This is a genomic window from Candidatus Enterococcus moelleringii, assembly GCF_017377575.1.
Lineage (GTDB): Bacteria > Bacillota > Bacilli > Lactobacillales > Enterococcaceae > Enterococcus_A > Enterococcus_A moelleringii.
Window position 1 is genome coordinate 192,135 of record NZ_JAFREM010000004.1, and the last position, 24,007, is coordinate 216,141.

20 protein-coding genes are annotated in these 24,007 nt (G+C 42.3%); 9 read left to right on the top strand and 11 right to left on the bottom strand.

All coding sequences use genetic code 11. From position 1 onward, the window contains the following. Positions 1–445: 445 nt before the first annotated feature. On the bottom strand, positions 446–1,525 hold the full coding sequence (locus JZO70_RS02745; protein WP_207672008.1) for a M42 family metallopeptidase: 1,080 nt from the start codon (positions 1,523–1,525) through the stop codon (positions 446–448). A gap of 140 nt (positions 1,526–1,665) precedes the next feature. Between JZO70_RS02745 and JZO70_RS02750 the strand changes: the two genes are divergently transcribed. Continuing rightward, positions 1,666–2,079, top strand: a complete 414-nt coding sequence (locus tag JZO70_RS02750) for an 8-oxo-dGTP diphosphatase (protein ID WP_207672009.1) — start codon at positions 1,666–1,668, stop codon at positions 2,077–2,079. A 76-nt stretch (positions 2,080–2,155) separates the two neighbouring features. After that, a complete protein-coding gene (locus tag JZO70_RS02755) occupies positions 2,156–2,428 on the top strand; it encodes a hypothetical protein (protein ID WP_207672010.1) in 273 nt (90 codons plus the stop codon). Positions 2,429–2,491: 63 nt separating this feature from the next. Here the strand turns inward: JZO70_RS02755 and JZO70_RS02760 are convergent, their stop codons facing one another. Genes JZO70_RS02760 through JZO70_RS02770 form a run of 3 tightly spaced genes read right to left on the bottom strand, consistent with a single transcriptional unit; the run spans position 2,492 to position 5,753 of the window. Continuing rightward, a complete protein-coding gene (locus JZO70_RS02760; RefSeq protein WP_207672011.1) occupies positions 2,492–3,682 on the bottom strand; it encodes an ABC transporter permease in 1,191 nt (396 codons plus the stop codon). Then, the gene (locus JZO70_RS02765) at positions 3,669–4,808 is read right to left on the bottom strand and encodes an ABC transporter permease (RefSeq protein WP_207672012.1); all 1,140 of its coding nucleotides are present in this window, start codon (positions 4,806–4,808) and stop codon (positions 3,669–3,671) included. Before JZO70_RS02765 ends, JZO70_RS02760 begins: the two co-directional genes overlap by 14 nt. A 12-nt stretch (positions 4,809–4,820) precedes the next feature. After that, complete coding sequence (locus tag JZO70_RS02770) at positions 4,821–5,753, bottom strand: ABC transporter ATP-binding protein (protein WP_207672013.1); 933 nt, start codon at positions 5,751–5,753, stop codon at positions 4,821–4,823. Positions 5,754–5,870: 117 nt separating this feature from the next. Between JZO70_RS02770 and JZO70_RS02775 the strand changes: the two genes are divergently transcribed. Continuing rightward, positions 5,871–6,980, top strand: coding sequence for a sensor histidine kinase (locus JZO70_RS02775; RefSeq protein WP_207672014.1), 1,110 nt, complete (start codon positions 5,871–5,873; stop codon positions 6,978–6,980). After that, entirely contained in the window at positions 6,958–7,584 is a 627-nt protein-coding gene (locus tag JZO70_RS02780; RefSeq protein ID WP_207672015.1) for a response regulator transcription factor, read from the top strand. Before JZO70_RS02775 ends, JZO70_RS02780 begins: the two co-directional genes overlap by 23 nt. Positions 7,585–7,826: 242 nt before the next feature. Here the strand turns inward: JZO70_RS02780 and JZO70_RS02785 are convergent, their stop codons facing one another. Further along, positions 7,827–10,325, bottom strand: a complete 2,499-nt coding sequence (locus JZO70_RS02785) for a homing endonuclease associated repeat-containing protein (protein WP_207672016.1) — start codon at positions 10,323–10,325, stop codon at positions 7,827–7,829. A gap of 465 nt (positions 10,326–10,790) precedes the next feature. Here JZO70_RS02785 and JZO70_RS02790 point away from each other — a divergent pair, with 465 nt between their 5' ends. The 3 genes from JZO70_RS02790 (at position 10,791) to JZO70_RS02800 (ending at position 14,047) form a co-directional block, all read left to right on the top strand. Continuing rightward, positions 10,791–11,507, top strand: coding sequence for a transposase (locus JZO70_RS02790; protein ID WP_242703730.1), 717 nt, complete (start codon positions 10,791–10,793; stop codon positions 11,505–11,507). A gap of 199 nt (positions 11,508–11,706) precedes the next feature. After that, positions 11,707–13,164, top strand: a complete 1,458-nt coding sequence (locus JZO70_RS02795; RefSeq protein WP_207672017.1) for an amidase — start codon at positions 11,707–11,709, stop codon at positions 13,162–13,164. Positions 13,165–13,279: 115 nt separating this feature from the next. Continuing rightward, a complete protein-coding gene (locus tag JZO70_RS02800; RefSeq protein ID WP_207672018.1) occupies positions 13,280–14,047 on the top strand; it encodes an SDR family NAD(P)-dependent oxidoreductase in 768 nt (255 codons plus the stop codon). Positions 14,048–14,098: 51 nt separating this feature from the next. On the opposite strand, the gene JZO70_RS02805 is transcribed toward JZO70_RS02800, so the two are convergent. After that, positions 14,099–16,120 (bottom strand): FtsX-like permease family protein, encoded by a 2,022-nt coding sequence (locus JZO70_RS02805; protein ID WP_207672019.1) that lies wholly within the window; start codon positions 16,118–16,120, stop codon positions 14,099–14,101. Next, positions 16,089–16,877, bottom strand: coding sequence for an ABC transporter ATP-binding protein (locus tag JZO70_RS02810; RefSeq protein ID WP_207672020.1), 789 nt, complete (start codon positions 16,875–16,877; stop codon positions 16,089–16,091). The genes JZO70_RS02805 and JZO70_RS02810 overlap by 32 nt, the downstream gene beginning before the upstream one ends. A 387-nt stretch (positions 16,878–17,264) precedes the next feature. Here JZO70_RS02810 and nrdD point away from each other — a divergent pair, with 387 nt between their 5' ends. Beyond that, positions 17,265–19,457 (top strand): anaerobic ribonucleoside-triphosphate reductase, encoded by a 2,193-nt coding sequence (gene nrdD, locus JZO70_RS02815; RefSeq protein WP_207672021.1) that lies wholly within the window; start codon positions 17,265–17,267, stop codon positions 19,455–19,457. Positions 19,458–19,562: 105 nt separating this feature from the next. After that, entirely contained in the window at positions 19,563–20,165 is a 603-nt protein-coding gene (nrdG, locus tag JZO70_RS02820) for an anaerobic ribonucleoside-triphosphate reductase activating protein (protein ID WP_207672022.1), read from the top strand. Between the two features lie 44 nt (positions 20,166–20,209). Here nrdG and JZO70_RS02825 read toward each other — a convergent pair whose 3' ends face one another. The 4 genes from JZO70_RS02825 to JZO70_RS02840 form a co-directional block, all read right to left on the bottom strand. Next, a complete protein-coding gene (locus tag JZO70_RS02825) occupies positions 20,210–20,749 on the bottom strand; it encodes a DUF1697 domain-containing protein (protein WP_207672023.1) in 540 nt (179 codons plus the stop codon). A 31-nt stretch (positions 20,750–20,780) separates the two neighbouring features. Next, a complete protein-coding gene (gene dinB / locus JZO70_RS02830) occupies positions 20,781–21,902 on the bottom strand; it encodes a DNA polymerase IV (protein WP_207672024.1) in 1,122 nt (373 codons plus the stop codon). A gap of 235 nt (positions 21,903–22,137) precedes the next feature. Further along, positions 22,138–22,665, bottom strand: a complete 528-nt coding sequence (locus JZO70_RS02835; protein ID WP_207672025.1) for a type II toxin-antitoxin system Phd/YefM family antitoxin — start codon at positions 22,663–22,665, stop codon at positions 22,138–22,140. A gap of 71 nt (positions 22,666–22,736) precedes the next feature. Beyond that, on the bottom strand, positions 22,737–23,966 hold the full coding sequence (locus tag JZO70_RS02840) for a winged helix-turn-helix domain-containing protein (protein ID WP_207672026.1): 1,230 nt from the start codon (positions 23,964–23,966) through the stop codon (positions 22,737–22,739). Positions 23,967–24,007 lie beyond the last annotated feature (41 nt).

Consider the following 24,007-nt stretch of genomic DNA (forward strand, 5'->3'; position numbering starts at 1 on the left):
ATAGCTTCTTGTACAGCTTGCTCACTAAGTAAAACTGCGTAAAGAAGAACTGGCACCTAACTCTTTTAAGGTATTAATTTTTCTTACTGAAAAATTAGTTTGATTCTCGTACGTGTACCATTCTTCTAGACAGGTTGTTCCTTGGTTTGTATAGCTTCTTGTACAGCTTGCTCACTAAGTTAAACTGCGTAAAGAAGAACTGGCACCTAACTCTTTTTAAGGTATTCATTTTTCCTACAGAAATATTAGTCCGATTTTCGTACGTGTACCATTCTTCTAGTCTGGATAATCCTTATTTTGCATAGTATCTTGTACAGCTTGCTCACTAAGTTAAACTGCGTAAAGAAGAACTGGCACCTAACTCTTTTTAAGGTATTCATTTTTCCTACAGAAAAATTAGTTTGATTTTCGTACGTGTACCATTCTTCTAGACTGAATAAATAGTTTAGTAATCTTTGATTTCAGCTAGCGCATCATGATCTAAACGGGCAACTACTTCGGTAACTAAACGAACCGTATTCAAGTAGTCATCCTCATGAATAATGGTTGTATGAGAATGCAAGTAACGAACTGGAACAGTGATTGCCAATGATGGCACGCCATCCCGAGTCAAGTGCATTTGCCCTGCGTCAGTCCCACCGCCTGCAATAACCGTGTATTGGAATGGAATCTCCAATTCTTCCGCTACTTTGATGACAAAATTCAATAAGCGCTTATGAGGTACCATAGAGGCATCGTAAATCAACACCTGCGGACCTTTGCCTAAAACAGAATCCGCCTCTTTAGGTGTCATACCTGGTGTGTCACCAGCCGTTCCAGTGTCTAATGCAAAAGCGACATCCGGGTTTACTAAGTGCGAGCTGGTTCTAGCTCCCCGCAATCCCACTTCTTCTTGTACGTCGCTGCCGGCAAACAGAACATTGTGGTGCTCCCGTTTTGAAAGATTTTCCAACACTCGCAAAGAAACAGCCGTTCCGATACGATTATCCCAAGCCTTCGCTAATAAGAATTTAGTATCATTCATACGTTGGTATTCAATGTAAGGAGTCACCATGTCTCCGGGTCGAATGCCCCAGCCTTTAGCTTCTTCTTCGCTAGATGCGCCGATATCAATGAACATGTCTTTGATTTCAAAAGGTTTCTTACGAGCTTCCGGCGTTAATACATGAGGTGGTTTTGAACCAATCACGCCATGGATCAGCTTACCGTCCATTGTTTTAATTTCCACCTGCTGCGCCAGCATGACTTGATTCCACCAGCCACCGATGGTTTGGAATTCCAAAAATCCTTTCTCAGTGATTTTAGTTACCATGAAGCCGACTTCATCCAAGTGTCCAGAAATGAAAACTTTCGGTCCCCCACCAGCACCATGTTTGGCAATGACACTGCCTAAACCGTCAAAAAAGATATCATCCGCAAAATCCTTAGCATAGGATTTGAATACTTCTCTTACCTCGTCTTCATTACCGGCAATACCGCGGGCTGAAGTTAAATCAATTAATAGCTGCTCTTCTTTTTGTTCCACGTTGCATCCTCCTTATAACTGCCAATCAATTTCCCAATGAAAATGTGGCCTTGTTTTCACACTTTCCAGTATACCATTGTAAAAAAACTTTGCGTAGTCTAGAAGGTTTTTATTGGTATAATATACGCGAGGTGAAGAAAATGGCACGTTTGTTATCCGTAGAATTAACCATGATGGTGATGATTGAAAATCAAAAAGGACAAATTTTAGTACAAGACCGGCAAAAATCCGACTGGCCCGGCTGGACATTTCCCGGCGGACATGTGGAAGAAAACGAAGGAAGTCTGCAGGCTGCGATTCGCGAAATTAAAGAAGAAACCGGATTGGCAGTTACGCCTTTTTTAAAAGGCGTTGCTGAATGGAATCACTTAAGCACCAGATCCCGTGAGCTGGCCTTTTTATATACAGCTTATACCACTGAGGAGCCTAATACAGAGGCGAATCTTTTCTGGGTAAACAAGTCAGAATTACAAACACATACCTTAGCGGGGACTTTAAACGATTTATTACCCGTATTTTTCGGCGAGGTTCAACATTATTATCAAGAAGATTAAGATTATCTTGCAAAAAGAGTGTATTATATTGGGCTATTTATTGGTAAAATAAGGAAAAATAGAGAGAAGGTAAATTATGCGCGGAATCATCTCTAACGATCAACGAGTCTATCGCTACGAATCCCCTTTTTTGTTGCAGGGAGAAAATGATCTGTCACTAAGTGAACTACGTAATATTTTTATTCGACAATTGACCGGCAATCCTCAAGCAAAATATGTCGCCAACAACTATGCGTTGGAAAAAGATAAGCGCACCATCTCAGTTTGGCGCAAAGACGGCAAAATCTTATCAGACGACGAACAGGCCCGGATTGACCAAGTATTGCCGCGAATTTTTGAGATGTACTAAAAAAGGACCCCGCAAGGCCCTTTCATATGACTTATTTACTGACGAGTTTGACTCGTCAGTTTTTTATTGCTCCACCGCAACGTTCGCTTTCTTTCCAGAAAAACGCAAACCGCCTTTTTCTCTCATAGTAATTAAGTGAATCACTAAGAATACTGCACTAAAAGCTAAAAGAATCAGCGAATGCTGGATAAAGGTCTCTCTAAATGCTTGATTAAAGTTAGTACTATTTCCGATCAATTCATTGTTTTGTACAAACCAGTACGTCGGGAAAAAGGCTGCAATCTTGTTCACCACATCCGGTAAAATATCCCCTTGAACAAATACGCCGCAGATGAAGCAGCTGCCCATAATGTAAACATTACTAATGCCGTTAATCGCTTCACTGCTCTTTAACAGGCTGGCAACCAATATAGAGAAACTGACCATCGTCGAAAAGAAAATCACCGCATTTAGCAAGAAGTAGCCTGTTGCTGCTTCCATCGTGCTTTTAGAAGCAACAAAAACGAAAGCCAAAAAGATAGCCAGACAAGCGATAGAGTAAACTAAACTCCCTACAGAAATCTTTCGGGACAGTTTGCGGCGTGAGACTGGTGAACAGCTGTTGCGATCACGGATTTCTTTACGATTAAAAGCTAAGTTTATTACCGCATAACCACTGAAAATTGTCATGAACAACCCATAGGCTAACAAGTTGTAAATACTCGCCGTAAACATTTGAACTCGTTTTTGATGATAGGTTGCGTCAAAATGAACAGTACCTTCTTGACTTAAGGTATCTTTAGTCAAGTTCAACACTTCCTGCTGATTAGTGCCTGTCAGTTCTTTTTGGAAAGTCTGGTAAGTGTTCAAAAAGTGGTTAATTGTCGTATTCACCAAGGTTTTTGAAAACGTACCTGGTTTGGTTTGACTATCCACCATTACCGTTTTTCCAGCAGCTAAATCCGCACCGAAGTTTGTTGGAATCGTCAAGACATATTCCGCTTCATCAAAGTATAGAGCATCATCCACCCCTTTTTGCGAATTATCTTCTAGCATCACTCGCTCGTGCTGAGTTGTCAGTTGCTCGGTTAAGCTGCGGCTAACAGCTGAATCATCCTGATCGAAGATAACAATTTTCGCTCCTGCCAAGTCCGTATCATTTTCCGTCATTTGACCGGAATAAAAGATCGTAATAATTCCCGTAATTAAGATCCCCATCATCAAAGTTGTCTTGTTTCGTTTTACGATTTCAATAATTGCCTTATAGGTGGTCATATTGAACCTTCCTTTCATAGTAATAACTCAATAACATGAAGACTACCGCAAAACCAGTTAACCAAACCATATTTTGATAAAAGGGCTTCAAGGATTGATAATAGAACAATTGATATAAACTATCACTGATCAAATTAACTAGATTGATTCGTCCTAATAATGGAAGATTTACATTAATCCAGTGCTTCAGAGTTTGAGTTCCCATCATGCCAGCGAAAAAGCTCATGGCCATGGAAACCCCTACCCCAAGGGAAATCTTTTGCTGAAAATTCCATTTTGCAAAGACATTCCCCACTAAAGTACCAAAGGAAAGGGTCGCAACTGAAGCAACCGCATAAACAAGGAAGATATGCAGCCAACGATCGCCAAAATCAACTTGATAAACAAAGCGGAAAACCGCTAAAATCAGCATGCTTTGCAAGTAGAACAACAGGAAGCTGGCTAAAAGATTAGCCGTTGCCACCATCAATTTGTTTTTCGGCATGATGCATAGACGAATCCCATTAGAGGACTGATTGGCCTGCTGGTCATTAGCATTTCTTAAGCCCCACATGAAGCCATACATAATGGCCATCGCCACTAAGGTAAAGAAGTAAAAAGATTTGATACTATAATTGCTGGATTCGTGACTTTCGGTAACAAATTCTGTATCGCTGAAGGTATCTTCGGATAAATCCTGCGGCTGGACACTGCCGGAAGCAAGTAAGGCTTCAAATTCAGCTGTTCGCTGGATATATTGATTTAAGAACTCTTTTAAGACAGTTTGCGGAATCCCGTTTTGGCTGACTGACAGGGATATATCCTCAGGGGTAATCTCATAGTACCCGGCAATCTTATCATCGGCTAGCTGAGCGATCGCTTCCTGCTTGGTCAAACGTTTTTCCCGATAAACCGGTTCGCCATCATTTTCAATCGACGCCAGCACTTCAACAAACCTGTCAGTTTTTTGTTCATCCGTCGAAACAATTCCGACTTCCGTTGTTTCCAAGCTGCCTAAATCATCTAATCCGCTGAATGCCAGATTGAACAACAAGCCTAGAACAACCGGAAACGCAAAGGTCCAGAAAAGCAAGGTGCGATTTTGCAGCAATACTTTTATGCGGTAAATCACTAATCGTAAAAACATACAGCTTTCCTCCTAATCTCTCAGCTCTTTGCCGGTTATTTCCAAAAACACATCATTCAATGTCGCTTCTTCTGTTTGTAAGTTAGCAAAAGGAATACTTTCCTGTTCCAAATAGCTTAACAACGGCAGCATACTTTCCTTCAATTCCTTCGTCCGTAAAACTAGATGCAGCTCATCATAGCTGATATCGAGAACTCCTGGCAGCTCGCTGATTGCTTTTAGTTGGGCTTGAGAAATTTCCGGAACCTCCAATATCACCTTTTCGTTGGTGCGAACCATGTTCTTCAGCTGTTCCTTAGTTCCTTCAGCAATCACCTGTCCCTGATCGATAATCACGATTTGGTTGCAGAGAATTTCTACTTCTTCCATATAATGAGTGGTGTAAACAATTGTCGCACCCTGACGATTCAATTCCTTGATGCTTTCCAAAATCTTGTTACGACTTTGCGGGTCCACCGCCACTGTCGGCTCATCCAGAAAAATCAAATCTGGCTTATGAACGATGCCGCAAGCAATATTCAAGCGTCGTTTCAACCCGCCGCTTAGCTGTTTAGGAAAGAAGCGGCAAAATTCTTCCAGGCCGACTAACGAGATCACTTCATCAACATATTGATTGCGGGTTTTCTTATCATTTACATATAAGCCGCAATAATAATCAATGTTGTCTCTGACTCTTAATTCTTCAAACACCGCAATTTCCTGGGGTACTACGCCAATTTTTTGTTTAATGTTGTATTTTTCTGGGCTCATGTCTTCACCGAAAATTTTGATGCTGCCGCGATCATAAGAAAGCAGGGACAGTATGCAATTAATCGTGGTGGACTTGCCGCTGCCGTTAGGTCCTAACAGTCCTAAAATTTCCCCTTCTCTTACTTGTAAATTTAAATGGTTAATGGCAGTCAAGTCGCCGTAGCGTTTCACTAAGTTTTCAATTTCGATCATCATGAGTAAAAACTCCTTTTCTTTTTCTTATTACATTGACTATAATGGAAAAGAAGCAGAAGAAATAGTGAGGATCTGCTAAACCCAACATGACAAATGTCACATTATCAGGAGGTACACATGACGAAATACATGTATTGGCTAGAATACCTCTTCTTTTTTCTTATTGGAGCATTCTTATTATTCAGTGAAACCTTTCAGCCAGAATATGTCTGGTATATATTAATAGCGATCCTGTTTCTAGCACCGGCCCGCTTACTGTCAGCCGCTTTTGGGACTTGGCTGACCTTTGCTGGTCTGATTGTCATAGGAATTTTGTGGCCCAATATGCTTTTTTTCCAGCCGGCCAGTCTACGAATTATTTGGCGGGAAGCAAAAAAACATGATTGGCTGGTACCTTTTAGTCTACTGATCATTTTATTTCAACCCGCCTTGGCCTTATTTACACGCCTGATCTTAGTCTGCTTAGCTGCTTTTTCATTGTTTTTATGTTTGAAAGAACGAAAATACCTTAGTTTAAGTGATGAATTGCTGCAGCTGAAAGACGACAGCTGGGAAAAACAAGAACTGTTGAAGGAACAAAATGAGGAATTAATGCGAACGCAGGAAACATTTGTCGATTTAGAGGTGGCGGAGGAGCGTAACCGGATCGCCCGCGACATCCATGACAATGTCGGGCACTTGCTTTCCAGTGCCATCATTCAGCTGGGGGCATTAGAAGCAATTAATCAGGATTCGACTATGCAGAAATTGTTGGTCCAGTTGAAGGAAACCATTCATACCGGTATGGACAGCATCCGCCAAAGTGTTCATAACCTGCACAGCGATTCTTTAAACCTGGAAAAGTCCATACAGCTATTGTTGGCGAATTTCCGCTTTTGTCCAGTTATTATAGAAGGAACAATTCCCAGTACACTTGAAAAAGAGCAGGAAAAAGTTGTTCTGGCGATCATCAAAGAATCTTTGTCGAATGTCATGAAACACAGCCAAGCCACCCAAGTACAGCTGATTTTCGACGAATTACCAGCTTTTCACCGCTTGAAAATTCTCGACAACGGCAAGTTTACACCTGAGAATCCTGAAATTTCCAGCGGTATAGGATTAGCTGGCATGCGCCAACGAGTCCAGAAAATTAATGGGCAGCTCCATGTCCATCCTTCTGACCAAGGATTCCAAATCAACATTATTTTACCAAAGGAGGCACCCGATGATACGAGTAGCAGTAGTTGACGATGACTACTTAGTCACAGAATCACTGAAAACTATTTTAGAAGCCAGCGGAGAAATTACCGTCGTTGGCACTGGTCATTCAGCTCCAGAAGCGGTGGTCTTGTTTTTGAAAGAACGACCAGACGTTTTGCTGACCGACATCCGAATGGGGGAAAGTACTGGTATCCAAGCTGCCAAAGAAATCCTGCAGCAGGTTCCTGATGCTGCCATCTTACTATTAACCACCTTTTCTGATGACGAATACATTCGCGAAGCCTTGGACTTAGGGGTCAAAGGCTACTTAATCAAGCAAAACCTGTCCGCGATCGTCCCGGCTATCAAAGCAGTGAACAGCGGACAATCCGTATTTGGTACTGAGATTGTCGGCAAGCTGACAGAAATTTTACAAAATGGTCCAACAAAGAAAGTTCACGATTATCAGCTGTCGGATCGAGAGGAAGCTATTTTGTTAGAGGTGGCTCACGGCAAGAACAATAAAGAGATCGCCGAAGCGCTATTCTTAAGTGAAGGCACTGTGCGAAATTATATCAGTCAGCTGCTGGAAAAATTAGAAGTCCGGGATCGCACCCAGCTGGCGATTTTTTATTATCAAGAGTATCAATAAACTAAAATAGGAATCAGGCAGCTGCGACACTAAAAGCCTTACAATTGGCGGTCGCTATCCATCCTGATTCCTAATTTTTATGAAAGAAAAATAAACTCCGGTAGCGGATCAGTTAATGAGTGAGTGACTTTACTAAACTGGCTGGTTCAGCTACCCTATCATCTTCTTAACCAAAAGCAGAAACATACTCCTCTACAAAAAATTCACTCATGGCTTTGTCGGTTCTCTTAAATTCGGCTTTTTTAAATTAATCCAGCTTTTCTTAAGAAGGCATTCCAGGTCCCGAAGCGGTAGCAAGCCAAGCTCGCGCGCTCAAAATCCTTTACTTTCGGTATTCTCTCTAGTTCAATAGCTCGTTGCTTGATTGCTGCAATCAACTCTTCGTCATTAAGTTGTGCTTTTAGCGGCTCACGTTTGGTAGGCTCCAGTCCCGCTTCCAGTAGAAAGGCGTCCCAACTACCAAAACGGCCGATGACTAACGTACCATACCGGAACTCTTTTGCGCTAGGGCTTCGACCTATTTGAACGGTTCTCTCCTTAACCAATTCAAGCAGCTGCTCGTTGCTGATTTTATAACCCGATTTCACTGGCTTTACTGGCTCTAGAGCTGCACTTTTTAAAAAATCAGCCCATGTTCCGAATCGGCTGGTTGCTAACATACCATGCTTGAATTCATATTTTTTGGGTGTTCGACCTAATTCAAGGGCTCTTTCCTTAACCAAGTCAAGCAACTGTTCATTGCTGATTTTTAATCTTGGCTTCATCGGCTTTACAGGTTCTAGTCCTACGCCTTGCAAAAAGGCGCTCCAGGTTCCAAATCGGCTGGTTACTAATCGACCATGCTTGAATTCATTTCTTTTTGGTGTCCGACCTAACTCGGCTGCTTGGGCTTGAACCATCTCAGTCAACTCCTCATTGCTGATTTTTGGTCCTGGGCTCACTGGCTTTACAGGGGCCAGTCCGGCACTTTTTAAAAAAGTGCCCCAAGTTCCAAATCGGCCGGTTGCTAACACACCATATTGAAACTCTCTTATTGTCGGGGTCCGACCCAACTCGGCTGCTCGGGCTTGAACCCTTTCAATCAATTGCTCGTTAGTGATTTTATAACCGGATCTGCCAGGCTTCAAAAGTTCTAGTCCGGCACTTTTTAAAAAAGCACTCCAGACTCCAAATCGTTTGATTGCTACTGGTGCATGTTCGAACTCTCTTATTGTCGGGGTCCGACCCAGCTCGGCCGCTTGGGCTTGAACACGCTCAATCAATTGTTCGTTGCTGATTTTGACTTTTATTTTCGGATTTTCTTCCGGTGGTTCTATCGGCTCTAAACCCGCACTTTTTAAAAACCTTTCCCAGCTGCGAAATTTATCCTTCGCTAGTTCTGCATACTCGAACTCAATAATGGTTGGTGTGCGATTCAATTCCACCGCTTGGGCTTTGATTAATTGAAGCATCTGGCTATTACTGATTTTAAGAATATTTTTTTCCCTTGAGGCTGGCATCTGTTCCACCGCCTTCAAGAAATTGTACCACCCTCCATAGCGGTTAATCGCTATTTTACAAAAGGGACTTTCTTCCCTCTTCGGCACTCGACCCAATTCTACTGTTTCAGCTCGAATCAATTCAACCAGTCGCTCATTGCTGATTTGAATAAATTTTTCGGGTTTCAACCCAGCAGCTAGTAAAAACTCGACCCAGCTGCCGTATCTGTTGACTGCTAGGGCTCCGTGTTTAAACTCTTTTTTCTTCGGAGGACGCCCCAATTCTGCCGCTTGGGTACGAGCCTTTTCCATCAGCTGATCGTCGCTGATCATCTTCTGGAACTTTTTAGGCTTCGTATTTTTTAAACCCGCGCGATACAAAAAAAATTCCCACCCTCCAAACCGATCACAGGCCGGCTTATTATAAGCAAATTCGTGTTTGTGAGGGGGCCTGTCCAATTCAGCGGCTTGTGCTTGAACCAATTCCATCAGCTGGTTATCACTCGGTGCTTTCTGTTTCTCTCTAGACTTCCCGATTTCCAGACCTGCGCTATCTAAAAAACTTTGCCAGCTGCCAAATCTGTTCGTGGCCGTTGACCCCTGAGCAAATTCATATCTTTTAGGGGTTCGCCCTAATTCAGCAGCTCGAGCTTGCACCAACTCGATTAGCTGTTCATCACTGAATTGTTTTTTTGGTGTTTTGTGTCTTTGGTGTTTTCTGTGTTTCTTCATTTTGGCTGGTTCTAGATTTGCTGCTCGCAAAAAGTCCGACCAACCACCATATCTGTTCGCGGCTGTCGGCCCCTGAACAAACTCATATTTCTTGGGTGTTCGACCTAATTCGGCCGCTCGGGCTTGCACCAACTCGATTAATTGTTTATCGCTAATTTGTTTGTATTTTTTCATTTCTGGTGGTTCTAGCCCTGCAGCCAGCAGAAAGTTTTCCCAACCGCCATATTTTTTTATCACCGCTCTAGACTGAGTAAACTCAATCCGTTTAGGTGTTCGTCCCAACTCGGCGGCTTTAGCTTGAACCAATCGGATTGCTTCTTCATCACTCATCGGAGAATTTCCGCGGTTCTTGGCTTCCAGACCAGCACTGACAAGAAAGTTGTTCCAGCTGCCAAAGCGCCTAATGGCTGTTGCAGCTGTGGCCAGCTCAACATCCTTATGTGCGGGCGATCGGCCTAATTCAGCAGCTTTCTGCTGGATTAAGGCAATCAATTCCTCATTGCTGCTATTTTTAACTCCATTTTCACTCATTTATCAAAGCTCCTTGCTTCTTATAAATTACTTTGAAACTTATTGTTGCCAATACTTAGGCCAGCTGACTTTACAACCTGATGGATCCAACTTTTTATTAACCAGCCTTAGACCGCTGTTTTTAAGCTTACTCTATGTAAACACACTAGTGTTGCAAAGATTTTCTAACTGTTTAAACGCTTGAGTTATGGCTGTTCATGCACAAAAAAGTCCTTTATAATAATCAAGGATGACTTATCCAAGACCAATAAAAAGGACCCAATCATGGATAAGTATAACTCAAAAACGTCATTTCAGAAATGGGTTTCTTAGATAAATCTCGAAAATTTATCTAAAGAAGCTAAGAGAACCATTCAAAACTTCGATTATTACAGTGAAAAACTGGATTTCCGAACAACTATAAAAGTTCTGCCTCATGCCGTATACAAAGAACTGCCCAGTTATCGCGAGATTGGTCGTGCTTTTATGAACAAACGACTGTGCCAAGAAGTCGGCGTTGATGAATTTTGCCACAGTTCCCTTTCCCGAAAGGCCAAGGAGCTGAGTCAAGAAGTCTTGATGGAAATCTTTACTAGTTTAGTTCAGAAAGTTTCTAACTTGAAGCCAAGTGTAAAGACGACAAGCCTTCAAATCATTGATTCGACAACCATTCCTTTGAACAAAACATGGTTTCCGTGGGCGAAATTTCGCAAAACGAAAGCTGGAATTAAGTTGCACTTAAATCTCTGCTATCTGGACAAAAATAATCAATACCCAGAAAGTTTTACGATTACTAACGCGATCGAACCAGACCACCATCAATTTGAATTGTTGGTGGACAAGGCCGAAACAACCTACGTCGTTGATCGAGGCTACTTTGATTACAAATTACTGGATCGATTGCATGAAGATGGCTACTTTTTTGTGACAATAATAAAATCCAACACGAAGATCGCTATTCTTAAGCAAATCGAAGTTGCGAAAACTAAAACCCATGATGGTCGAATCATCAGTGACCAGCAAGTGATTCTTGGCAGTGGTGTCAACCACGTCACCGAGCGCTTCCGGCTTGTTACTCTTTTGACCTACTTAATCAAGATTGAGTTGAATTTGAAAATGACGCTCTTTCAACTAAAAAGATCGTTTCATTATTTGATGTTTGAACCGGTTGAAAAATGGTTTGAACGTCTCCGATCAGATTAACGAGAATCAAACGTTGATTGTCGCACTGCCAACTGAGTACAGTTAGACAAATAATGATTAAAAATTTTTGGAAAATAGTTATCCGCTCGTAAGCATTCGACTTTTTGGAAATTTTAGCAAGAAATAGTTTTCAGATTATTCTGACAACAGCTACGCAACACTAATGACTTTTTATATCTTAATTATCAGGAGGAAGTATATGAAGGACGCCACTTATTGGAGTGACCAAATCAAAAAGAAAAAGATCAGCTTGCCGGAGTATTTAGCCCAACTGGATCAGCAAGTAGCACAAATGAATCCAGCTCTCAATGCTTTAATAGAATGGCCCATTGATGAATTGAAGCAACAGGCCAATAACTTTGCAATAGACGAAAACCGACCCTTTGCTGGAATTCCGATTCCTCTAAAAATGTTAAGCGGACAAGATAAAACTGGCTGGAAATCCACTAGCGGCTCACGATTATTCGCTGACTCGTCAGCTGGCAAAACTTCCAACTTCGTAACAAAATTAGAGGACTTAGGCTTTATATCCGCTGGTCAAACCAATGCACCGGAATTCGGCTTTAAAAATATTACGGATCCAAGCCTTTATGGTCCGGCAAAAAATCCTTGGAACACCGCTTATTCACCTGGTGGTTCCAGCGGCGGTGCAGCAGCGGCTGTAGCCAGCGGACTATTTCCCATTGCTGGGGCTAGTGATGGCGGCGGATCGATTCGGATTCCTGCTTCCTTTTGCGGCTTGATCGGCCTAAAGCCCACTCGAGGAGCGATGCCGACAGGTCCAGGAGGCTGGCGCGGCTGGCAAGGAGCCTCCATTGATTTTGCCTTGACTGTTTCTATGCGGGATACGGAAAAATTATTCTATGCTTTACGGGGAAATGACAAAGCAGCTCCGTATCATCCTCCAAGAGATGAATGGCAGCAGCACGCAATTCCAAAATCATTAAAAATTGCGTATCTGACAGATTCACCGATTGGTACTCCAGTATCAGACGAAGCAATAAAAGCTGTGGAAAGCAGCTTGCAGCAGCTAACCGCCTTAGGTCACGAGGTCACAGAAATTGCTTGGCCTGTCAATGGACAGCAGCTGATTCAAAGTTACTATTTAATGAATGCCGCCGAAACCTCAGCTATGTTTGACGGGATACAACAGCAACTGGATCGATCACTAACTATAGATGATATGGAATTAATGACTTGGGGAATTTATCAATATGGCGAAAAGGTTCCCGTAAAAAAATACGTACAGACCCTAAACCAATGGGATCGCGCTGCAGCCGCTATGGAACAGTTGTTTACAGAATATGATTTATTCTTAATGCCAACTACTGCCTTTTCGGCACCAAGAATTGACGAAGACTTGCAAAGCGACGTCATTCGAGCAGCTTTGACAAATGCTGAAAATCTAAATGAATCTCAGTTAGAGAAAGTTGTTTATGATATGTTCGAGAAAAGCTTAGCTCTTACTCCCTTTACTCAACTGGCCAACTTAACCGGCCAACCTGGGATCAGCCTGCCTACCCATTTGACGACTGAAGGTCTGCCGCTGGGGATTCAATTCATGGCCTCCAAAGGACGAGAAGATTTACTGCTGGCAATTGGACATCAGCTGGAAGACCAGAAATGCTTCGTTTTACCAGAGGCTTATCACAGTTAAATAACTTTAATTTGCTGATGGCATTGCAACAAGCAAAAATCTTTGGTACCCTTTTCATAAGGACAATTGTTGATCCTAACAGTTGTTAGTAAAATAATAGATTGGGGATGGATACATGTTTGATTTAACAGGAAAAGTTGCAGTCGTTACTGGTGCCAGCAGTGGTTTGGGCCGCGATGCTGCCATCGCGTATGCCGAGGCAGGGGCAGATGTTGTCCTACTAGCAAGAAGACTGGAACGTCTAGAAGAAGTTGCTGGAGAGATCAAAGAAATGGGTCGCGACGTTTTAGCGATTAAAATGGATGTAACCGATGAAGAAAGCGTTAAAGCAGGTATTCAACAAGCATTTGATCATTTTGGACACTTGGACATTTTGCTAAACAATGCCGGAATCGCAGTTGGCGGCGGCGTACACCAATTATCTGTTGAAGACTTCGACAAATCAATGGACGTCAACGTCAAAGGTATTTTCTTAGTTAGCAAATATGTAATCCCTCATATGATGGATAACAAATACGGCCGAATCGTAAACGTTGCCTCAATTAATGCTGTTATTGCTGACAAGGCGGATGTCTTCATTCGTCATTCCTATAATGCCAGCAAAGCGGCTGTCTTGGGATTGACTAAAGGAATGGCTGCTTCTTATGGTAAATACAATATTACCGTTAATGCCATTGGACCTGGTTTGTTCGAGTCAGAAATGACTGAAAATACTTTGTTTAAATCAGATGACTTCTTGACCTTGTACAATGGTACCAATCCAATGTGCCGTCCTGGTAAACAGGGTGAATTGAACGGTACAATTATTTACTTCTCTAGTGACGGTGCCAGCTATACAACTGGACAATTTATTGTCATTGATGGCGGAGGAACAATCGTTTAATTTCAAAAAATATGAAAACGCAGGCTGGGGTTATCCCAACCTGCGTTTTTACTATAGTAACAATTTCTTCTGATAGCGATACGTTAAATAGAAGAAAATACTGTAAACAATAAACAAAATCCCGAAAAACAGGTAAACAAACCAGTAATTAGCACTTTCCACTACCTGTGAAAGAACGTAGATAGCAAAGAAGCTATGGATCATTCCTAAAAGTACTGGCGGGAAGAACAGCATTTGATTTTCCCGATAGACTAGCTGCTCCAAACTTTTTTGAGGAATCCCTAAACGGTTTAACAACCGGTAACGCTCCTTTTGTTCACTAGTATCTGACAACTGGCGCAGGCTGACGGTACTGGCCGTGATGATAATAAAGGTCATCACCACAAAGGTAAAGACAAACAGCGACAAGCCAGAACTGCTGCGATTGGCCCGATAAGCCTCCTGATAAGAGGTGTAGTTGCTGCGGTAAGAAGTATACGTATCAGGGTTTTCTTTGCCAAAGTCCCCTTCGAAAACCTCACCGGTCAACTGCTGATTCCGCCAATTCAAGTCAGCCGTAATTGGCGCAATCCAATCAGCCTCAACATTCTTTGCTACTAACTGATTCAAAATGTCTTCTTGTTGATCCGCTACTTCAATTGCGTCAATTTGATAGGTGATTCCTTGGGTATTTTCAAAGGTATCGTCAGTCACCACTAACAAGTTTCGGGCATAACGCAGCGTCGAATCACCTAGATAGTTCGTTTCCAACTGTTGAACAGTCAAATCCCTATCCACCAAATGAACATCCCGACTATAATGCCAATAATCTTTAAAGACCGTTTGAAAAGGCGTCAGCATTACAGCAGACGTTGGACTATTCAAGCTTACTGGAGCCAGATTGGGACTTAGCTTGCGAAACCTTTGATAAGTCGATAGAGCAATTAAATCAATTGGCTCTGGCCGCTCCTCCACCCCTTCGCCAGGAAATTCCAGCTGCTGTAGTCCTCCAACTGTTTTAAACGTCAGGGTTTGATGCTCATAATTTACCTCTTGATCGAGGGTTGGCTGGATTTTTTCAAAGGCTTCGTGATCCATCATTAAGGAAACAGGAGCCTGCTCAGTTACGCCATTCATCTGAATCGAAACCATGGCAGCGGTAGCTCCTAAAAAGGTTAAGGCCAGTCCCAGCAGAATTGTCACTGATCCTAAGAAATTGCGCTCACGATAAGAACGAAACAGACTATCACTGCGAGAAAGTAAACGCAGGTTTTGATAGCCGCTTTTTGTTTTCCGACCATAGTACCAACGCAAGGTAAAGCCATAAAACAAATAGGTTCCCACTACACACATGGAAAAGATACCAATCATGGTATAAAAATTAGCCCCAATGAAACCAGCCCGCTCAATCAAAGCTCGCACGATGCTCAGATAGAACACCGCCGAGGACCAACCAATTAGCAATAGAACAACACCTAATACAGCCAAACCTTTTTGCCAGCCAGCCAGTTGAGAAATCCGACGGCGGGACTCTTTTTCCTTCCGTTTAGCGGATAATTTATAACTGGAAACCAACCAGAATGTTTGAAAAGAGACCAGTCCAAGCATAACTAATAAAACCAAGCCGGTTCCCGTAACAGCACTAGTTGAAAAGAAGAACTTTACCTGTAAAGAAAGATCCATCGCCTTTAACAGCACCATGCTGAAGAGGCGGGAAAACAAAATCCCCAGTAAAATCCCGCTGATAAATGAAAGCAGGCCAATAAACAGCAGCTCAAAAATGAACAGCAAACAGATTTGATAGTACTTCAAGCCGTACAAATGAAAGATCGCAATATCCTCGCGCCGATTCTCAATCAGAAACCGACTGGCACTCAACATGAAGAAGATCAAAATAAAGACAATCATCATATTGCCTAATGCCAGCATCGATATCACATTGCGAGTCGTATCGGCACTGCGCTGCAGTAACTGTTCGTTAGTCATAGTGGCAAAGGAATAAAAAACCATTACTGCAAAGACCATACTAAAGAAAAACAGCAAATACCCTCTAGCCTGTTTCTTAAAGCTCTTCCAGGCCAATCTGATCAGCATTCGTTTTCCCCCCTCCGCCAATTGTTGCTTGCATATCGATGACTTTTTCAAAGAAGGCCTGGCGTGAAGAACGGCGCACAATTTCCGAAAAGAAACGGCCATCTTTAATGAACAATACCCGATTACAGTAGCTGGCCGTATACGGATCGTGGGTAACCATCAAAATAGTGGTATCCTCATGCAAATTAATCTCAGCTAAATAGTGTAAAAAATCTGCCGACGATTTAGAATCCAGCGAGCCGGTTGGTTCATCAGCAAAGATTATTTTCGGCTGGGTAATCAAAGCTCGCGCTGCCGCAGTCCGTTGACGTTGTCCCACCGAAATTTCTTCCGGATAGCGGGACAAAATCCCTTCGATATCCAAAATGCGCGCATAATGGATCAAACGGTGCTGCATCTGCTCATAGGACATTTTCTCTACTGTAAGAGGCAGCAAAATATTATCCGCCACACTCAAGCTATTGATCAAATTAAACTCCTGAAAAATAAAGCCCAGTTTTCCTCGCCGGAAATCAGTCATTTGACTGTCCTTCATCTGAGTGATGTCTTGACCATCAATTTTCACCGTTCCCATTGTGGGTAATAAGATAGTGGATAAGATATTCATCAAGGTTGTCTTCCCTGCACCACTTGGTCCCATGATGCCAACGAATTCTCCTTCCTCAATGGAAAAATTTAGATCACTTAGTACGTTGACTTTGTTTGTTCGAGCCCCATAGCTTTTACTTAGGTGCTGCACATCAATCATTCTCTTCATATTAATTAAGCTTAAAACCGACAAAGCCTGTCAGTATCAGCCTTCCACTTCCTTTGACAAATTATTTGGATATTTCCTCATATCTTTTCTGTTTTATCCTTCCGTTTTATGGTATCATATCTAAGGCGAAATAAGGTGACCGACGACTAATGATTACCTGACAAATTTGTCATCTGGTCAAAAATTGGTCAAATTTTTTTTGCGTTATTTTTCACAAAAACAAAGACGATGGCCTGTAGTTTTCATTGAACTTTTTCATATCAAAGCACACTATATATAGTGTGCTTTTTCTATTTTTGGGCTTTTTCGCCACTATATATCGTTGCAACCTGGCGTAAAATACTATATGATTAGATAGTTGAAACTAACAGGAATGGAGTGGTTGATATGATGGAAATGCGAACCAATGACACCTTAGTCAGCGATGTTCAACCTACTCTCAAGGAAATGAGAGTCATCAAACGCGACGGCCGCCATGTGGCCTTCGATGATCAAAAAATCTATGATGCATTGATCAAAGCAGAGACAAAAATTCATGGCACAATTGATCCTTTAGCTCACGGACGTATCCAATCAATTGTCGAACGTATAGACGCAGAGCTTGCTCAACGGTTTACAGATAATGTAAAAATCTACGAAATTCAAAACATTGTAGAGCACATTTTACTGGAAAGCAATGAATATGAATTAGCAGAGGAATACATTAACTACCGGACGCAACGGGACTTTGCCCGCAGCAAAGCAACAGACATTAACTTTACCATCGGCAAATTGATCAACAAGGATCAATCGGTAGTTAACGAAAATGCCAACAAAGACAGTGATGTCTTCAATACCCAGCGAGATTTGACGGCTGGTATCGTTGGTAAATCCATTGGTTTGAAGATGTTGCCGCCTCACGTGGCGAATGCTCACCAAAAAGGCGACATTCATTACCACGATTTGGATTACCATCCGTACACACCGATGACTAACTGCTGCTTGATTGACTTCAAGGGTATGTTGAACAACGGATTTAAAATCGGGAATGCCGATGTGGAAAGTCCTAAATCAATTCAAACTGCTACCGCGCAAATCTCACAGATTATTGCCAATGTAGCTTCTAGTCAATACGGCGGCTGTTCAGCTGACCGGGTAGACGAATTATTGGCGCCTTTTGCCCGCTTGAATTTCAAAAAGCACATGAAGGATGCTGAAGAATGGATTGAAAATCCAGAACGTCGCGAGGCATACGCTAAACAAAAAACTCGCAAAGATATTTACGATGCGATGCAAAGCTTGGAATATGAAATCAATACCCTGTTCACTTCTAACGGTCAAACACCATTTACTTCACTTGGTTTTGGCCTAGGAACCGACTGGTTTGAACGTGAAATCCAAAAAGCGATTCTGCAAATCCGCATCAACGGTCTGGGAATTGAAAAACGCACTGCGATTTTCCCCAAATTGATTTTCACTTTGCGCCGCGGCGTGAACTTGGAAACTACTGATCCGAACTACGATGTGAAGCAATTAGCTTTGGAATGTGCGACAAAACGCATGTACCCAGATATTTTGAACTACGATAAATTAGTTGAGCTGACTGGCAGCTTTAAAGTGCCAATGGGTTGCCGTTCTTTCTTGCAAGGCTGGAAAGACGAAGACGGAAACGAAATCAATGTTGGCCGCATGAACTTAGGAGTTGTAACTTTGAACCTGCCTCGGATTGCGATGGAAGCGGCTGGCGACCGCAACAAGTTCTGGAGTCTGTTGGAAGAACGTCTGCAAACAGCTAAGGATGCTTTAGTCTTCCGCGTTGAACGCTGTAAAGAAGCAACTCCAGCCAACGCGCCGATCCTTTATCAATACGGTGCATTCGGCAAACGTTTGAAACGCAACGATTCTGTCAACGAATTGTTCAAGAATAAACGTGCGACAATTTCTTTAGGCTACATTGGTTTGTATGAAGCGGCTGCTGCCTTCTTCGGCGGCGACTGGGAGAACGATCCAAAAGCTAAAGAATTTACCTTGGATATCTTGAAAGACTTGAAGCAGCATACTGATGCATGGGGCAACGAATACGGCTACCACTTCAGCGTGTACTCTACACCAAGCGAAAGCTTGACTGACCGCTTCTGCCGTCTGGATTTAGAACGCTTTGGTATTGTGGAAAACATTACGGATAAGGAATACTATACCAATAGCTTCCATTATGATGTCCGCAAGAATCCAACACCGTTTGAAAAACTGGACTTTGAAAAAGATTATCCTAAATACTGCTCAGGCGGATTCATTCATTATTGTGAATACCCTGTGCTGCAGCAAAATCCAACCGCTTTAGAAGCTGTTTGGGATTATGGCTATGACCGTATCGGTTACCTTGGCACTAACACGCCAATCGACAGCTGTTACGAATGCGGCTTTGAAGGAGACTTCAAACCAACCAAACGCGGCTTTGAATGTCCACAATGCGGCAATCATGATCCAAAATCGTGTGATGTCGTGAAACGTACTTGTGGTTACCTAGGCAACCCGCAACAACGCCCAATGGTACACGGTCGTCATAAAGAAATCTCTTCACGCGTTAAACATATGAAATAATCAAGGCTGCACAAAGCTAGACATCGGTAACAGATCAAATACGAATAAACCAAACAGGGATGAGTTTTCTTATCCCTGTTTCTTTAAAGAAATCAGGTGAAACGATTGCGAAATCCACAGCCCAAAGAATGGCTGGCTAGTGAATTAAGCCAACACTATATTGCCGATTACAAAGCCTTCAATTTTGTCGATGGCGAAGGCGTGCGCAACAGTCTGTATGTTAGCGGCTGCCCATTTGCCTGCGAAGGCTGCTTTAATGTAGCGGCGCAAAACTTCCACTATGGCAAAACCTACACTCAAGAATTGGAAGAACAAATTATCAAAGATACCGCCCACGATTATGTTCAGGGAGTTACCTTACTAGGCGGAGAACCTTTCTTAAATACGCAAGTTTGTCTGCAACTGATTGACCGGCTGCATGCTGAGTTTGGGGATACGAAGGATATTTGGTCATGGAGCGGCTATACCTTTGAGGAATTGCTGTTGGACAGTGAGGATAAATTAGAAATGTTGAGTAAAATCGATATTTTAGTTGATGGACGTTTTGACATTAACAAGAAAAATCTAATGCTGCAATTTCGCGGCAGCTCCAACCAACGCATCATCGACGTAAAACAATCCCTTGCTAAAGGAGAAGTCGTAATTTGGGAAAGACTCAACGATTCAGACAAAGCCTTTGAGCAAGTAAAACGAGACAAGCTGATTTAATCAGTGAATACAAACAACCGGCCGTAAGCTTGCGGCCGGTTTGTTTATTGTGACAACAGCAATAATTTGTTTGTAGTGTTCGCATTGCGAATCGTTACATGATTATTGACCGATGAACTGGCGATTTTTGACCAGCGGGCTTTTGAAAAGGTTTTGGCAGGCGCTGACCAGAAAATCACCCGACCATGATGCGTCACCTGTTCATACTCTGGCTTTATTTCCCCAACTGCTTTGTACACTTCTTCTACGCTAACTGATGGAAGGACAAAAATTGCATAGTGAATGGTCTCCTTGTCTTGATCCCACCACTCTGGTGCATGCTTCATGGCTTCTGCTAGTTCTTCGGCAGGAATAATAGCAACTGGAATGTTCAGTGCGAATTTCTCCACGATGGCGGCTTCGCAAATTTTGATCAGTTCGTTTACGTCCTGATTTTCACTGCTGAAAACCACATTCCCACTGTTGATATAAGTCACTACCTCAAAAAAGTCCAGCTCTTCGAACAACTCTTTTAATTGCGGCATTGGAATTTTGTTTCTACCACCTATGTTGATTCCTCGTAAAAGGGCAATATATTTCGCCATAACCACACCTTTACCTTCGTTCTGATTGCTGTTAGTAAGTTCGGTCTTCCCATAAAGGCAACACAATGTTTTCATAAGCCATCGGGTCTAAGTTGGTCAAGGTAATTCCCAACAGCCGGATGCCTTTTTCAATCCCGCCCACATCTTCCCAAATCAAACGGGCCTGAGAAAACAGCTCTTCTTTTTTCACTATGTAATAAGGCAATGTTACCCGCTTGGTTACGGTAGTATAATCTGTGTAGCGAATTTTGACCACGACCGTTTTTCCATGTCGTTGAACTCTTCGCAAAGCACCCTCGACCTTTTCTGCTAATTGACGCAGTTGGGCCAGCACTTCTTCTTCTGTCGTCAGCGCTCGACCATAAGTATGCTCTTTTCCCACCGACTTCCGTTCACGAGTAACCGAAACGGATGAATCATGAATCCCGCGAACCTTCCGATACAAGGAATAACCCATCTTGCCAAATTCCTGAATCAAGAACATTTCACTTTTTTCATATAAATCAGCACCAGTAAAAATTCCCATCTCATTCATCTTCGGTACGGTTTTCTTTCCAACTCCATGAAACTTTTCAATCGGCAGCTGTTTCAAGAAATCTACAGCTTCTTCTGGTGAAATTACCGTTATCCCCCGCGGTTTATGGTTATCAGAAGCCAACTTAGCTAAAAACTTGTTATAGCTGACGCCAGCCGAACAAGTCAACTGCACTGCATCCCAAATATCTCGTTGAATCATCCGAGCTACCTTGATCGCTGAACGAATCCCTTTTTTATTTACCGTAACATCTAAATAAGCCTCATCAATCGAAACCGGCTCGATGACATCGGTATAACGATGGAAGATCTCCCGCACTTCTTTAGAAACGGCATTATATTTTTCGTGATTTCCTGGTTTAAAGACTGCCTGAGGACACAGCTCATACGCCTTTTGCGCACTCATGGCTGAATGGATTCCATATTGGCGGGCCTTGTAATTGGCAGTTGTTACGACCCCTTTGCCGCCTGTGTCTGAGGGGTGTCGAGCAATAACTAACGGATGCTTCGCCAGTTCCGGATCATCTCGCTCTTCCACCGAAGCAAAAAAAGCGTCCATATCAATATGTATAATTTTTCTGGAAGTATCATTTTTTAAGGGAAAATACAGCTCTGCCATCACAGATCACCTGCCTTTACCTCTTCATTATAACCGAACGTGCGTTCAGAGACAAATAAGGAATCGCTTAGGAACAGATGAAGGGAATTTTTCGCTCATTGCCGACAAAGCTAATTTGTGAAACCGGATACCCTTAGAATTGGTTTAATAAGCTTTCTAATGGTGAATAACTTATACTCTCTTTAAATAAAAAAAGCACCTGAAGAAAATTACCTTCAAGTGCTTCTAAGACTGCTTATCGTTCAATTAAATTCACTTTGCGAATCATTAGCTTATCTGTACCACGGGGCAGCTCGTCTACCTCAGCCGTAATTTCAGCATAAATGATCTTGTTGTTCTCCCGACGTCTCAGCTGATAAATGATTTTTCCTGTTTCACCAAGCTCCCGCAATAGTTCGGTCACACCGCCAAAGCCGGTTTTTTTAGTGATAAAGCCCATCGCAACCATCCGTTCATCCAAATGCCGGGCAGAAACGGTTGCTCCTTTAGCTATGGAAGACCGCAAAGCATCCGCAAGTTCTTCAAGCTCTTCTGGTACCGGCAGTTCACGTTCAACTGGCTGGTATTGTTTATCACGCAATTCGGTTAATTCTTCTAATAGTTCTTCGTATTGTTCTTTAGTCAGCATCACGCCCGCAATTTTTTCGCGGTTAAAGACATACACGCCGGTTCCAGCTTTACGCGCCTGCGCAAAAACGTCCATCGGTGATTTCTTTACTTCCGTGATGGAAGATGTGGGAACATCTAACTTCTTCAATTCCATGTCTCTCTTCCCTTCAGCCTCGTTCTATCAATTATAGCATATTAGGGATTTGTAAAGACAGTCTCACTGTTTTAACTTATAAAATAATAAGCAGCTAAGTCAATCAAGTCTTCAAAGGCAAAGTCTTCAATATAGATCGTTCTCTTCTCCGGTTCGACAATAGGTGGCGTTCCTTCGACAATCATTAGATCAAAATTAGTCTGATTTTCATCCATTGCAGGGAAAAAGGCCACCGGATGACTTAATTTAATCGTTTGATTCAGCTGGTAACAAAGCTGATTGACTTCTTCATAAGAACCATCAATTTTGAGACCTAAAGAAAAAGTCGGTTTCGCAACAGAAAACGGATACACTCTTTTTAAAACAGAATACAAAGCTGAAGCCAATTCCTCAACTGGACAATTACATAAAGACGGTATCTCCACTTTAATTCTCCTACAGGCCAAAAGCAACTCCTCAAAGTTTCTCACGTGAGATCGTTTATTGCCGAAATAAGCCGCTGGAACACCCAACCATAAATCTAAAAACAGATAAAAAAAACGTTCCCTTAGTACTTCAGCAGATTGCGGTTCTAATTTCAACGAGTCCATCAAAATAGCCGTAATTCGACCAGCAGTAATATAAAATTCAGTTGTTTGCTTTTTATGCTTTTCATAAAATAGCCTTCGCCGATCCTTGTCTATCATATGGTATTCGAAATACACTATACAGCCAAGTCGAGGGGGAAGTTGCCATTTGATAATAAACTCGGTCAGCGCTGAGCGATCCGGTATGATTTCCAACCACTTTTCTGCTTCTATTTGTATATCAGGAGGAAGCTTCAACTGCTGCCAATAGTTCATGAACTTCTCCTTCGTATATCCTTCCATAAACTCTTGAATATATCTCACCTGCAGCAGCACCAGTAATGCCGTCGAACCTGTAATCAGCTGCTCTCTAGTATGAAGACATAAATTAAAAGGAACTAAGGATCGATTAAGCTGCTTAACAATGTAAAAATTATTACCAAATGGCTCTTGCCACAAAGCCTTGCAGAAAACAGTAAATTGATCGCTGTCCTGAAGAATCTGCTGATAACAAATCCGGTATTCTTTCGGATTCTTCCATACAGCTAACTGTTTTTTCACCTCGATGTCCAACTGGTATTTTTTCCCGAGTTTTTTCAAATGTCTACGCATCGTTTTTTCATTGATGCCTACTTCACTGGCCAGCTCCTCTAGTGAATACGCGCGTTTTTTCAACAAAGCGATAATACCTAAATAAAGGCTAGTCTGTTTTTCAGTTATGCTTCTCCAAAACATGTTTTCACCTCTTGAAATAACCATAGCATAAATAAGAGGGT